Origin of the sequence: Prauserella cavernicola (genome assembly GCF_016595675.1) — a bacterium.
GTDB classification, from domain to species: Bacteria; Actinomycetota; Actinomycetes; order Mycobacteriales; family Pseudonocardiaceae; genus Prauserella_A; species Prauserella_A cavernicola.
The window spans coordinates 206,005-219,616 of the sequence record NZ_JAENJH010000006.1; the positions used below are offsets into that span (position 1 = coordinate 206,005).

The following is a 13,612-nucleotide window of genomic DNA, read 5'->3' on the forward strand; positions in this document are numbered from 1 at the left end:
ACCGAACTGTGCGCCCGACTCAGCCGAACACATTGATACTGGTCGGATCGCCGCAGTCAGTACGGTCGGTCCGGCAGATCTCGATTGTCGCGGTCCAGCTCCTCAAAGTGACGCGGATCGTCTTGTCGACCGGGATGTTTCCCGGGCCGCATTGTTCCGCCGTGTCGTAGTGTATCGGCGCGAAGTCGTGTACGACGATGATCTTCGCGAAATAGCAGTCCGAGTCGTTCACCCGAAGAGTTCCGTCCACGACGAGGTCTGCGCCGATACCTTCGGGATTCACGTGACTCGCCGTGCCGCTGGCCGACCCGCCGCCGTGCGAGGCCGTCCAGGACGTGGGACTAGCCTGCTCGGCTGCGGTGGCGGTGAATCCTGCGCCGACGGTGCCCAGCACGGCGGCGGCGACGACCGCGCTTCGGCCGATTCCTCTGGTCAATCCCCTCGAACCTGTCGTGCGCATGCGGTGGCTCCTCTCCAGAACGCGGCTCCGTGCCCGATCAGCCTACGAATTCTGGGAATGGAAAATCCTCAGTAATTCGACTGATTGTCCTGGTTGAAGAATGCGCGGAAATGATCGTCTGCCGGGAACCGTTAGTTCACGGTCAGCCGGCGCAGGTAGGCATCCCGCGACGGCACCAGATGCGTGACGCACAGCTGGACCAGGCCCTCGGAGTCGCCGTTCTCGAGTGCTCGGATCATCGCCCAGTGCTCCTCCTGCGCGCGCAGCAGGTGGTCGTCGTCGGCGACGGTGAGCGAGCGGATCGTCGCCGCCATGCGGGCGTGGTGCCGCACCGCCTCGACGAGGGTCTTGTTGCCCGACAGCCCGAACAGGATCTCGTGGAACCTCAGGTTGGCTCGCAGCGCGCTCCGGCGGTCCTGCTCGTCGATGGCCGCGTCGTGCTCGCGCTGGACGTCGACGAGCGGGGTGAGCGACTCGGTGCGGACCGGCAGGTCGATGCTGCTGGCGCAGCGCGCTTCGAGTAGTTCGCGGACGTCGTAGAGGTCGCGGACCTCCTTGGCCGAGTACGACCGCACGAACGCACCGACGTTCGCGCGGCGCTCCACCGCACCGCGGGACTCCAGCGTCGCCAGGGCGGTCCGGACCGCGTGGCGCTTGGCCCCGAACCGCTCCATCAAGTCGTCCTCGACCAGGCGTTCCCGAGGGTGCAGGAGGCCGAGGGCGATCTCCTCCTCGATCTCCGCGGCGAGGCCGGCCACGACGCCCGCCGCACGCGTCCGCGGCGCGCTGCCGCTCCCGGCTCCGGCAGTCACCATCGGTCGCACCCCTCTCTGCCTGACCTCCGGCGCCATGGTCCCACGGAGCCGGAGGTCAGGGACCCCGGCGGGTCAGCCGACGAACGGGCTCAACGCGAGCACGACGGTGAAGCCGACGATGCCGACCAGCGATTTCATGATGGTCCACGACTTGAGCGTGTCGGCCACGCTCATGCCGAAGTAGCGGTTGGCCATCCAGAATCCCGAGTCGTTGACGTGGGAGAAGCCGGCGCCGCCGCAGGCGATGGCGATGCACGTCAGTGCCACGGTCGCCGGGCTCGCGCCCAGCGATTCGGCCAGCGGTGCGCTGAAGGTCGCTCCCGTGACCATCGCGACGAGGCCCGAGCCCTGCGAGATCCGCATGGTGGCCGCCACGACGAACCCGAACACGACCAGCGGGATGCTCGCATCGCGCATGGCGTTCGACAGGGTGTCGCCGAGCCCGGACGAGACGAGCACGCCACCGAACACTCCACCGGCGCCGGTGACCAGGATGATGTTGCCCGCGGGGCCGAGTGCGTTGCCCGCCAGCTCCTGCAGACCGGCGCGGCTGACTCCGCGGCGGATCCCGAACACCCACATGCTGTAGAGGACCGTGATCAGCAGCGCCATGACGGGGTGCCCGACGAAGGTCAGCAGCGCGACCACCGTCGACTCGTTGTCCAGCACCCGCCCGGCGGTGCCGACGAGGATGAGCATCAGGGGCATCAGGAGCGCGACCACGACGGAACCGAAGCTCGGCAGTTCCTCGGCCGGCTTCTCGTTCACCGGCGAGGTGCTCGTGCCGTCGGGACCGGCGACCGAGGCCGGCGGCACCACGTGGATCCGACGGCCGATGAAGCGGCCGAACAGTGGGCCCGCGACGGCGACCGCGGGAATTCCGCAGATCACGCCGAACAACACCACGAGCCCGATGTCGGCTCCCATGATTCCGGACGCGGCGAGGGGGCCGGGCGCGGGCGGCATGAACGTGTAGGCGGCACTGAGACCGGCGCACAGCGGGATTCCGTAGTGCAGCAGTGACTTGCCGGTTCGCTGCGCCACGCCATAGAGCATCGGCACAAGGATCACGATCGCCACGTCGATGTAGACCGAGGTGGCCACGAGAAATCCGGCCAGCCCGAGTCCCCAGGCGATGGTTCGGTCGGAGTAGCGCTCGACCAGGGTGAGCGCGATCCGCTGCGCTGCTCCCGCGCGTTGCAGGATCATTCCGAAGATCGCGCCAAGTGCGATCACGATCGCGAGCTGGCCTAATGAGTCGCCCATCTCGCCGACGATGAGGTCCATCAGCTCGGTCGGCGTGTTCCCGACGGCGAGTCCGAACAGGATGGTGGTCAGCAGGAGCGCGAGGAACTCCTGCACCTTCAACGCGATGATCAGGACGAGCAGGACACCCACCGCCAGTACGGCGGCGAGCGCGACCCAGACCTCAAAGGACATCATTGTCTCCAGATTCGGTGAAGTCGTGCGAAGAACGTCAGCGCTCGGCGCGCAGGGGGACGCTCACGCTGGTGTCGACGGCCTGCAGGAAGCGGAAGTCGCAGCCTTCTTCCGCCTGGGTGACCTCGTCGACGTAGAGCCGGGCATAACCCCGCTCCGGTCGCGGCCGCGGGGCGACGTCGGCCGCGCGGCGCTCGAGCTCGTCGTCGTCGACCTCGAGGGTCAGTGACCGCGCGCTGACGGAGAGGGTGATCATGTCGCCGGTGCGGGCGAGCGCGAGCGGGCCGCCGACCGCGGCCTCGGGCGAGGCGTGCAGCACGATGGTGCCCGCCGCCGTGCCGGACATCCGGCCGTCCGAGATCCGCACGATGTCCTTGACCCCGGCACGGGCGAGTTTGCGGGGGATCGGGATGTAGCCCGCCTCGGGCATGCCGGGGAACCCGACGGGCCCGATGTTGCGCAGCACCAGCACGTCCGAGGCCTCGACGTCGAGGTCGTCGCGGTCGATGCGCTCGGCCATGTCGGCGGCGTCCTCGAAGACCACCGCGCGCCCGCGGTGCTCCAGCAGCGCGGGCGTGGCGGCCGACTGCTTGATGATCGCGCCCGCGGGCGCGAGGTTGCCGTGCAGGACGGCGATGCTGCCGCCACTGTGGATCGGGTTGTCGCGCGGGCGGATCACGTCCTGGGGGAACGGTTCCGGCGCGTCGTCCAGTTCCTCGCCGAGCGTGCGCCCGGTGACGGTGAGGGGCGTGGGGTCGAGCTGGTCGCGCAGTTCGAGCATGAGCCGCTGGACTCCGCCCGCTCGGTGCAGGTCCTCCATGTAGTGCTCGCCGGACGGCTTGAGGTCGACCAGCACCGGGGTGTCGAGGCCCATCGCGTCGAAGGCGTCGAGGTCGAGGGGGAAGCCGAAGCGTCCCGCGATGGCCGCCAGGTGCACCAGCGCGTTGGTGGATCCGCCCATCGCCAGCAGGATGCGGAAGGCGTTGGTGAACGCGGCGGGAGTCAGGATCTTGTCGATGGTCAGGTTCTCCGCGGCGATGCCGACGGCGCGCTTGCCGGTGGCCTCGGCCACTCGCATGCGGTCGGCGGTGACCGCGGGCGGCGTCGCGCTGCCGGGCAGTGCGATGCCGAGTGCCTCGCTCACCGCCGCCATCGTGCTTGCCGTGCCAGCGACGGAGCACGTTCCGACGCTGCCGACCAACCTGCCGTTGACCTCGGCGATCTCGTCGGCGTCGATCTCGTCGGCGCGGAACTTGCCCCAGAACGCGCGACAGTCGGTGCAGGCGCCCACGGTGCGGCCCCGGTGGGAGCCGGTGAGCATCGACCCGGTGACGAGCTGGATCACCGGCTTGCCCGCCGAGGCGGCTCCCATGAGCTGCGCGGGAACGGTCTTGTCACACCCTCCGATGAGCACGACCGCGTCGAGAGGCAGTGCCCGCAGCATCTCCTCGGTGTCCATCGCCATGAGGTTGCGCAGGAACATGCTGGTCGGGTACGCGAAGCTCTCGTGCACCGAGATCGTCGGGAACGAGATCGGCAGGCCTCCGGAGAGCATGACGCCGCGCTCGATCGCTTCGATGAGCTGCGGCACGTTGCCGTGGCAGGGGTTGAAGCCGCTCTCGGTGTCGACGATGCCGATGACCGGGCGGTCCAGCGCGTCGTCGCTGTAGCCGGCGCCCTTGATGAACGCCTTGCGCAGGAAGAGCGCGAACTCGGGGTCACCGTAGCTGGTGAGGTTCGAACGCAGCCCGGACTCCATCGACGGCAATGTCATCATCCTTATTATCGATAATCGAACGCGGGGATTTGACCACACGGTCGCTCCGCTGCGCAAGCCTGTCGGCGAGCTGTGTTACGATACGAAACGTGCCGTATCCAAAAGAGTCCGATCGTGCCCGGCCTGGGCGGCCGCGCGATGCCGCGCGCGAAGGCGAGATCCTCGACGTCGTCACCGCGGTGCTGGCCGAGCGCGGGTACGACGGTGTCAGCTTCGAGGAGGTCGCTCGCCGCGCGGGTGCGTCGAAAGCGACGCTCTACCGGCGCTGGGAGTCCAAGAAGGACATGGTGGTCGCCGCGTTGAAAGCGGGCCCCGCCCGACGCGACACGGCCGATGACATAGACACGGGCAGTCTTCGAGGCGACCTGCTCGCCCTGTGCGACCGGCTCATCACGACGATGCGCTCCACGGACGGCCAGACCGCGCTGCTGCTGTTGCAGGCGGGACTGGAGGACCCCGACCTGTGCAACGAGATCGAGCGATCCCTCGGCCCGACCGGTGCCCGGCTGCCCGACTCGGTGCTGCGGCGTGCCATCGCGCGCGGAGAGCTACCGGCGGGCTCGGCTCCCTTTCCCTACGACGAAGCGGTGGGAGCGGTCCTGCTCCTGCGCAGGCTCAACGGGCTCAAGATCGATGACGGCTACCTGACGTCTCTCGTCGACTCGATCCTGATTCCCGCGCTCGGGGCTACAGCGCAGCTCGAACAACGACTTCCCGCGGGCATCTTCTCCGGACGCCCTGAACCCGAACCGGACCACGACAAGTGAAAGAGCAATCCATGACCTCCCTCTCGATCGAGGACTTCCGTTACCTGACGCTGCCCGGCGACGCGGACGTCGCGGTGAACGTCGCCGTGGGCGGAAACGGCCCGGCCGTCGTCCTTCTGCACGGCTTCCCTCAGACACACCTGATGTGGCGTGACGTCGCCCGCGATCTCGCCACCGACCACACCGTGATCGTTCCCGATCTCCGCGGCTACGGGGACAGCGCGAAGCCCGTTGAAGAAAGCCCGGAGACGTACTCCAAGCGCACCATGGCGAACGACATCGTTGCCGTGGCACGGGCTCTCGGCCATGATCGGTTCGGCCTGATCGGTCACGACCGTGGCGCGCTGGTGGGCGTGCGAGCCGGGCTCGATCACCCGGAAACCGTGCGGTATCTCGGTATTCTCGACGTGCTCCCGACCCTGGACACCTGGGACGTCCTGCACGGCGTGGACGCGAAGGTCGCGTGGCATCTGTATTTGATGGCGCAGCCCGCCGGACTTCCGGAGAAAATGATCCGCGCCGTCGCCGACGAGTTCTTCGCCTCGTTCCTCGACGCATGGGACACCGACGGCTCGACATTCACACCGGAGATTCGCCGACACTACATCGACAGTTCTGTGCGCGCCGTCGATTCGATCGTCGCCGACTACCGCGCCACCGCGGGAATCGACCTGGCCATGGACCGCGAGGATCGCGACGCCGGAAGGACTCTGCCGATGCCCGTCGGGGTCATCTCCCAGGACTGGGGATCCCAGCTCGGCTTCGACGCCGCGTCCCTCTGGCGCACATGGGCAACGGATTCGACCTACGAACCGATCGACGCCGGACATTTCATGGCCGAGGAGAAACCCGCCGACATCGCGAGGTTCATCCGCGGTCTGTCCGTCCGCGCCGACGGCTGAGCCACCGTGACGGACCTGCGGGCGCCGGTCGGGGACGCGCGATGCGCCGGGTGAACCGCTTCCGCCGATTCGCACGACCGATCTGAACACCTGTCGAAACGCCCGTCCTGCGAGTTCGACATCGTGCGCTATCACGCCGCACTTCGCCCGTCCTACGGTGGTCGGCACACGGCGACGCGACCTGAAATCCGCGCCGGCTCGACGGCAGAGCACAGGACGAGGAGCAGCTCATGGCGCAGCTTTCCGGTCGGTTGAGGGTCGCGGCGGACGTCGGCGGGACGTTCATCGATTTCGTCGCCGTCGACGAGAACGACACGATCATGGTCGACAAGCAGCCCGCGAGCGCGGACCGGCTGGTCCAGGAGTTCGCCGCCGGCCTGGCGCGGCTCGGTCCCGGCGAGGCGGTGACGCACCTCGCCCACGGTACGACGACCGCGATCAACACCATCGTGCAGGAGAAGGGCGCGAGGGTGGGCCTGGTGACCACGAAGGGTTTCCGCGACGTCCTGGAACTGGGCCGCGGCGGGCGCAACGAGATCTACAACTGGCGGTTCAGCCCGCCCCCGCCGCTGGTGCCACGCGCGCTGCGACTGGAGGTGGACGAACGCACCCTCGCCGACGGGCGGATCCTGACGGCGGTCTCGCCGGAGCAGGTCGCCGCGATCGCCGACGAACTGGCCGGACTCGAGGTCGAGGCGATCGCCGTCTGCCTGCTGCACTCGTACGCGAACCCCGAGCACGAGCTGGCGGTCGCCGACGTCCTGCGAGCCAGGCTGCCTGGCGTGTCGGTGACGATGTCGCACGTGGTGGCGCCCGAATGGCGTGAGTTCGAGCGCACCTCGTCGACGGTGCTGAACGCCTACGTGCACCCGATGTTCGGCACGTACCTGTCGCGGCTGACCGAGCGGCTCAACACGGACGGCTACCGCGCGCCGCTGGCGATCATGCAGTCCAACGGCGGGGTGCTGTCGGTGCCGCGGGCGCATTCCGTGCCTGTGCGGACGTTGTACTCCGGCCCGGCCGGTGGCGTGGTCGCGAGCCGGGCACTCGCGGAGTCACTCGGCATCGAGCACGCGATCTGCGCAGACGTCGGCGGGACCACGTTCGATGTCGCACTCGTCGTGGACGGCGACATCGTCGAGCGCCACGAGACCCGGTTGCACGAACGGCCGGTGCTCGGGGCGACCGTCGACATCACCTCGATCGGCGCAGGGGGCGGCTCGGTCGCCTGGGTCGACGCGCGGGGCGCCCTCAAGGTGGGGCCGGAGAGTGCCGGGGCGAAACCGGGTCCGGCCTGCTTCGGCCACGGCGGCACACTGGCGACGGTCACCGACGCGCAGTTGCTCCTCGGCTTCCTCGACGCGGAGCGGTTTCTCGGCGGCCGGATGAAGCTGGACGTGGCGGCCGCCGAGGCGGCGATCACCAAGCACGTCGCCGAGCCGCTGGGCCTGTCCCTGACCGAGGCCTGTCTCGGCATCGTCCGGATCGCCGAGACGAACATGGCGAACGCGGTCCGGGCGATCACGGTGCAACGGGGGCTCGATCCTCGTGAGTTCGCCCTGATCACCTACGGAGGCGGTGGGGGACTGTTCGGCGCGTCGCTGGCGGAGGAACTCGGGGTGCGGCAGGTCGTCGCGCCGCGAGCGGCCGAGGCGTTCTCCGCCTGGGGCATCCTCGCCAGCGACTACAGCGAGGACCTCAGCGTGACGCGCGTGTTCCAGCTCCAGGAGAACGCCGTCGACGACGCCGTTCGGGAGCTGACGAACCTGGCTGCCGCCGTCACCGACGGCCTCGCCGACTACGGACTGCCGCGCGACCAGGTGCGCCTGCACCACGCCGCGGACGTCCGCTTCGCGGGCCAGCACCACACCGTGACCGTGCCGATCGAGGCCGCCTGGATCGGCGACCCCGCGACCCTTCTGCCCGGCGTCGAGCAGGCGTTCCGGACGCTGCACACGCGTATGTACGGGCCGCGCACGTCGGACAGCGTCCTCGAGGTGGTGACCCTGCGGGTCCGCGGTTCCGTGCCGGTGCCCAGACCGCACTGGCCACCGTTGCCGGAACGCGAGCCAGGACCGGCCCGCGAGCATCGGCCGGTCTGCCTCACCGAACGCCACGGGCCGACACCGGTCCACGTCCGCGACAGCCTGGCGGTCGGCCAGCGGGTGGGCGGGCCCGCGGTGGTCGAGGAGTGGGCGAACACCGTGCTCGTCCCCGCGGGCTGGGCCGCGCACCTCGACGAGCACGGCCACCTCCGCCTGTACTCGACCGACGACGCGACGGGAGCCGGACGATGACGTCGACGCAGTCCACCGGGACCGACCCGGTCACCCGCGAGGTGATCGGCAGTGCGCTGGTCACCACCGCCCACGAGATGAACAACATCATCGTGCGCACCGCGTTCAACCCGCTTCTCTACGACACCAAGGACTTCGCGGTCGCGGTGCTGTCGCCCACGGGTGAGCTGTGGGCGGAGGACCCCGGGCTGACCATCTTCATCGGCTGTCTGCCCGCGACGATCAAGACGGGACTGGTCAAGCACGGCCCGGAGCACTACCGGGCCGGCGACATGTTCATCGTCAACGACCCCTACCTGACCGGAACGCACATCTCCGACACGACGGTGTACGCCCCGGTCGTCCACAATGGAGCACTGGTGGCGTTCGTCGCGGTGACGGCTCACTGGGCCGACGTCGGTGGCCGGACCCCGGGCGGCTGGGACATGACGTCCACCGAGCTCTACCAGGAGGGGCTCTGTTTCGGTCACCAGCGACTCGTCGACCGGGACGAGCCGGTGGGTGACCTGCTCGACCTGATCGCGGGCAACGTCCGCTTTCCCGAGATGGTCCGTGGTGACCTCGACGCGCAGATCGCCGCCTGCAGGGTGGGCGCGGACAGGGTCGCCGCACTGTGCGAGCGCTACGGTGCGGCCACGGTCGAGAGCTCGATGGACGAGATCGTTCGGGGCACCGCCGAGACGATCGCCCAGCAGATCCGCGCGCTGCCCGACGCCACGTTCACCCAGTCCGTCGAGATGGACTTCGACGGCATCGACCCGGAGATCAGACCCCGCCTGTCGGTCAGCCTCACCGTGGAGGGTGAGCGCATCCGCGCCTCCTTCGAGGGCACCAGCGGGGTGTCCCAGGGATCGATGAACTGCACCGGCATCGGCACCAGCAGCAGTGTCCTCGCCGCCATCAAGGGCCTGCTCGCCCCGACCGAACCGACCAACGCGGGCCATCTCGTCAACGTCGACATCGAGCTGCCGGAGTCCTCGCTCGTCAATCCCGCCCGGCCTGCCGGATCGGACGCGTTCGGACTGGTGGCCGTGGCGATCTCGGAACTGACCCAGCTGGCACTGGCTCCGCTGTTCCCGGACACCAGCCGGGCCGGTTCCTACCAGCTGTTCGGGCTGTACCTCTTCCGCATCGACCCGAGCGCGGGGGAGCCGTTCATCCTCATCGACCCCATCGACGGCGGACACGGCGGGCACAGCCAGGGGCACGGAACCACGGCGATCTTCATGGGCGACGGGGACACGCTCAACCTGCCCGCCGAGGTGATGGAGAACCAGTACCCCATCCGGTGCCTGCAGTACGCGCTGGCCGAGGACTCGGCGGGGGACGGGAGCGCCCGCGGCGGATACGGCGTGGTCCGCGACTACCAGGTCCTCGAGGCCGGGACGCTGCTGAAGTACTCCAACGAGAACACCCTGGACGTGCTCGCCCGTGGTGCCGAGGGCGGCGGCACGGGCCGGCCCAGCTACCTCGTGCTGCGACCGGGAACCGACAGCGAAGAGGTACTCCTGCGCCGGACCAACGACGCGGGCGTGCTGCGCCCGAACGACGTGGTGCGGGCGGTGTCCGGAGGCGGCGGGGGCTGGGGCCGTCCACTCGGGCACGACTGAGGCGTCCGGTTCGACGGTCGTCGAGATGACGGCGACGAGGGTTTGCCTCTCGCCGATTGTTCGCCGCTGTCGGCGGCCATACGGTCAGGGCACCCGGAGATCGGGTGCGATCGGACTCACCCCGTCCCCGGACGGGCGCTCTCGCACTGAACCTGACGAAGGGACACCCGGTGAGCGATGACCAGAGCACCATCGATGCGAAGGCAGGCCCCGTCGATCGGCTGGGGCAGGAGTACTTCGAGCTCTTCGTGTCCGCGCACCCGTTCACGGCGACGACGTTCGGCGTACCCGGCCACGACGCGGAGGTGCCGGACGTCTCGGCCGAGGCGCAGGCCGAGCTGGGGCGCCGGATGGCGAGCATCCGCGACCGGGCCGCGGCGCTGAGCCCGGAGCGGCTCGACGACACCGACCGCACCTCGCGCGCGCTGGTCATGCACGACGCACAGGCGGTGGTGAACACGGTCCAGGCTCGCGAGAGCGAGTGGCAGCTTGGAAGTCTGACCGGCGCCGCGTCCGCCGTGCTCGGCACCGTTCCGAAGGCCGTGCTGACCGATGCGCGCAAGGCCGCGGACTACGCCGAACGCTGCGCACGGTTGCCGTCCTACGTCGAGGCCTCGGCCGAGGCGCTGCGCCGCGGAATGGGCGACGGCCTGGTGGCGAGCCGCAGGCTCGTCGAGTCGACGATCGCCACGATCGACGGCTACCTCGGCGCCGCAACGGATGTCGACCCGCTGCTGACTCCGCTGGAACAGGTGGAGGACGCCGCAGTGCGCGAACGGGTGCGCGACGCCGTGACCGGCGGCGTCCGACCGGCGATGGCGCGCCTGCGCGACGTGCTGCGGGCCGAGCTGCTGCCCGTGGCCAGGCCGGACGAGAAGTGCGGCGTTCTGCACCTGCCCGGCGGTGAGGACATCTACCGGAGGCTGGTCGAGCAGCACACGACGACCACCCGGACACCGGAGGACCTGCACGAGACCGGTCTGCGACTCGCGGAGCAACTCCGGGAGGAGTTCGCCGAGCTGGGCGGCCGGGTGCTGGGCACGAGCGACTTCGCCGAGGTGACGGCGCGGCTTCGCGACGACGAGGCCCTGCGCTACGCGTCGGCGGAGCAGATCGTGACCGATGCTCGGGCTGCGCTGCGCCGGGCCGAGGAGGCGGTGCCGGACTGGTTCGGCAGGAGGCACCGTGCGCCGTGTGAGGTCGACCGGATGAACTCCGCCGAGGCTGAGACGTCGGTGCTCGGCTACTACCAGCCGCCCGCGTGGGACGGCAGCAGGCCGGGCCGGTGCTGGCTGAACACGTCGAATCCCGGCAGCCGGGCCCGGTACGAGTGCGAGACCCTGACCTTCCACGAGACCGTGCCAGGGCACCATCTGCAGTTCGCGCTCGCCCAGGAGCTGGAAGAGCTGCCCGCGTACCGGCGCTTTGCCTACGTCACGGCCTACGGCGAGGGCTGGGGGCTCTACACCGAGCGGCTCGCCGACGAGATGGGGCTCTACTCCAGCGATCTCGCGCGGTTCGGGATGGTGTCGTTCGACGCCTGGCGTGCGGCCCGGCTCGTGGTCGACACCGGCCTGCACTCCGCGGGGTGGTCCCGCCGGCAGGCGATCGACTATCTGTGGGAGAGCACGGCGTTGTCGATGGGCAACGTCGTCAACGAGGTCGACCGCTACATCAGCATGCCCGGCCAGGCACTGGCCTACATGACCGGACGGCTGGAGATCGCCCGGCTGCGCGAGCTCGCGCAGTCTCGCCTCGGGTCCCGGTTCGACATCACGGCGTTCCACGACATCGTGCTCGGCAGTGGCTCGATCCCGCTGTCGCAGCTCGCCGACACGGTCGACCGTCTGCTCGACGGCACGGCCGCACCCGCCGACACCGTCATCGCGGACTGAAGGGGTTTCCACAATGGACGCAGCAACGCGTGCACAGCTGACCGACCAGGCGCGGTTCGGTCGCAAACAGCCCGCCAGCGGCCGCGACGGCATGGCCGTCACCAGCCATCCGATCGTCACGCAGACCGCCGTGGACATCCTGCGCGGCGGAGGCAACGCGGCCGACGCCGCGCTCGGTGCGTCGGTCGCGCAGGCGGTCGTCGAACCGCACATGACGACCATCTGCGGTGTCCTGTCGATGCTCTACTACGACGCCAAGACCGGCGAGACGACGTATCTCAACGGGTCGATGAACCGGCCGAAGGAGCTGACGTCGTTTCTGCCCACGGACCTTCCCACCGGCAAAAGCGTTGCCGTGCCAGGGTTTTGGGCCGCGTTCGAGGCCGGACTGGAGCGGCACGGGTCGAAGTCGAAGAGCGAGCTCGTCGCGCCCGCGATCGAACTCGCGCGGGACGGGTTCGACGTGTACCCGTTCCTCTACGGCATGGCGTTCGAGCAGATCGGCACGCTCGGCCGCTACCCCGGCGGCCGGGAGCTGTTCTTCCCGGACGGACGGCTGATCGAAGTCGGTGAGCCGCTCCGGCAGCCCGCTCTGGCCGACACACTGGAGAATCTCGTCTCCGAGGGCGCCGACTACTTCTACCGCGGCAAGTTCGCCCAGAAGCTGGTCGACACGGTCCAGCGGGCCGGTGGCGTCATGACGTTGGAGGACCTCGACGAGTACAGCGTCCGCTGGGTCGAGCCCGCACGCGGCACGTACCGCGGCTACGACGTGGTCGCGTCGCCGCCGCCGGACACCGGCGGTACCCACGTGATCGAGATCCTGAACCTGCTCGAACTGATCCCGCTGGCCGAGTGGGGCCCGCCCACGGACAGCGCCGACACGCTCTACTGGATGCTGCGGTTCTGCGGCGAGGTCTTCGACGACGGCGGCAGGTTGCGCGACCCGGAGTTCTTCGACGTGCCGCTCGACCTGCTGGTCAGCAAAGAGTACGCGCGGCAGCGGTTCGAGCTGATGAAGATGAGCGCACCACGGCCCGCGCCCACGGCTCAGTACCCGGGATCGAACCACGTGACGGTCGTCGACGGCGAGGGCAACGTCGCGAGCATCCTGCACTCGGTGATGAGCCTGCCCTGGACCAACGGGCTCTACGTCGACGGAGTGCAGCTGTGGGCGGGCGCCGCGCACTTCCTGCGGATGCTGCCGCCCGCCGGTGGCCGCGGAACCTGTTACGTGGCGCCCACGATCATCTTCAAGGACGGCGCACCCGTGCTGACCGCGGGCTCGCCGTCGGTCGGGCTGATCCAGAACATCGTCCAGAACACGGTCAACCTGCTCGACTTCGGCGTCGGCATCGAGGAGTCGGTGCACCGGCCACGCTTCGGCGGCCCGTCACTGGCGACCATGATCAACCCGGCCGCGCCGCCCGGGTACTACATCGAGTCCGACATCGACGAGTCCCTGCGGGACGAGGTGGCCTCGCGCGGCGTCGCGCTGGACGTGTGCAACCCGTGGAACTTCCACTCGGGCAGCTACGAGGGCGTGCACATCGCGGACGACGGCACGATGTCGGCCTGCGCCGACCCGCGCCGCGCGGGTAAGGCGCTGGCCGTCTGAGTCCGGCGCACTCACGCTCCACACCACCGCG

The 13,612-nt window shown here is 69.4% G+C and carries 10 protein-coding genes; 6 read left to right on the forward strand and 4 right to left on the reverse strand.

The features are described 5' to 3' along the window. Positions 1-19: 19 nt before the first annotated feature. From JHE00_RS23360 to JHE00_RS23375, 4 genes are all read right to left on the reverse strand, one after another. Positions 20-460, reverse strand: a complete 441-nt coding sequence (locus JHE00_RS23360; RefSeq protein ID WP_200321709.1) for a hypothetical protein — start codon at positions 458-460, stop codon at positions 20-22. Between the two features lie 131 nt (positions 461-591). Next, complete coding sequence (locus tag JHE00_RS23365; protein WP_200321711.1) at positions 592-1,275, reverse strand: GntR family transcriptional regulator; 684 nt, start codon at positions 1,273-1,275, stop codon at positions 592-594. 72 nt (positions 1,276-1,347) lie between these two features. Beyond that, positions 1,348-2,718, reverse strand: coding sequence for a GntP family permease (locus tag JHE00_RS23370; protein ID WP_230424818.1), 1,371 nt, complete (start codon positions 2,716-2,718; stop codon positions 1,348-1,350). A 34-nt stretch (positions 2,719-2,752) separates the two neighbouring features. Continuing rightward, complete coding sequence (locus tag JHE00_RS23375) at positions 2,753-4,489, reverse strand: IlvD/Edd family dehydratase (RefSeq protein WP_230424819.1); 1,737 nt, start codon at positions 4,487-4,489, stop codon at positions 2,753-2,755. Between the two features lie 92 nt (positions 4,490-4,581). Here JHE00_RS23375 and JHE00_RS23380 point away from each other — a divergent pair, with 92 nt between their 5' ends. The 6 genes from JHE00_RS23380 to JHE00_RS23405 all read left to right on the forward strand — a co-directional run bounded on the left by JHE00_RS23380 (position 4,582) and on the right by JHE00_RS23405 (position 13,581). Continuing rightward, entirely contained in the window at positions 4,582-5,259 is a 678-nt protein-coding gene (locus tag JHE00_RS23380; protein ID WP_307832070.1) for a TetR/AcrR family transcriptional regulator, read from the forward strand. An 11-nt stretch (positions 5,260-5,270) separates the two neighbouring features. Beyond that, positions 5,271-6,161, forward strand: coding sequence for an alpha/beta fold hydrolase (locus JHE00_RS23385; RefSeq protein ID WP_200321715.1), 891 nt, complete (start codon positions 5,271-5,273; stop codon positions 6,159-6,161). 230 nt (positions 6,162-6,391) lie between these two features. Beyond that, positions 6,392-8,458, forward strand: a complete 2,067-nt coding sequence (locus JHE00_RS23390; protein ID WP_200321717.1) for a hydantoinase/oxoprolinase family protein — start codon at positions 6,392-6,394, stop codon at positions 8,456-8,458. Continuing rightward, positions 8,455-10,068, forward strand: coding sequence for a hydantoinase B/oxoprolinase family protein (locus tag JHE00_RS23395; RefSeq protein WP_200321719.1), 1,614 nt, complete (start codon positions 8,455-8,457; stop codon positions 10,066-10,068). The genes JHE00_RS23390 and JHE00_RS23395 overlap by 4 nt, the downstream gene beginning before the upstream one ends. Positions 10,069-10,238: 170 nt before the next feature. After that, entirely contained in the window at positions 10,239-11,963 is a 1,725-nt protein-coding gene (locus tag JHE00_RS23400) for a DUF885 domain-containing protein (protein WP_200321721.1), read from the forward strand. A gap of 13 nt (positions 11,964-11,976) precedes the next feature. Then, positions 11,977-13,581, forward strand: coding sequence for a gamma-glutamyltransferase family protein (locus JHE00_RS23405; RefSeq protein ID WP_200321723.1), 1,605 nt, complete (start codon positions 11,977-11,979; stop codon positions 13,579-13,581). The last annotated feature ends 31 nt before the right edge of the window (positions 13,582-13,612 follow it).

What these genes read in the sequence shown, in the direction of transcription:
- JHE00_RS23360 (WP_200321709.1), bottom strand. Translation starts at nt 460, where the DNA reads ATGCGCACGACAGGTTCGAGGGGATTGACCAGAGGAATCGGCCGAAGC.
- JHE00_RS23365 (WP_200321711.1), bottom strand. Translation starts at nt 1,275, where the DNA reads ATGGTGACTGCCGGAGCCGGGAGCGGCAGCGCGCCGCGGACGCGTGCG.
- JHE00_RS23370 (WP_230424818.1), bottom strand. Translation starts at nt 2,718, where the DNA reads ATGATGTCCTTTGAGGTCTGGGTCGCGCTCGCCGCCGTACTGGCGGTG.
- JHE00_RS23375 (WP_230424819.1), bottom strand. Translation starts at nt 4,489, where the DNA reads ATGACATTGCCGTCGATGGAGTCCGGGCTGCGTTCGAACCTCACCAGC.
- JHE00_RS23385 (WP_200321715.1), top strand. Translation starts at nt 5,271, where the DNA reads ATGACCTCCCTCTCGATCGAGGACTTCCGTTACCTGACGCTGCCCGGC.
- JHE00_RS23390 (WP_200321717.1), top strand. Translation starts at nt 6,392, where the DNA reads ATGGCGCAGCTTTCCGGTCGGTTGAGGGTCGCGGCGGACGTCGGCGGG.
- JHE00_RS23395 (WP_200321719.1), top strand. Translation starts at nt 8,455, where the DNA reads ATGACGTCGACGCAGTCCACCGGGACCGACCCGGTCACCCGCGAGGTG.
- JHE00_RS23405 (WP_200321723.1), top strand. Translation starts at nt 11,977, where the DNA reads ATGGACGCAGCAACGCGTGCACAGCTGACCGACCAGGCGCGGTTCGGT.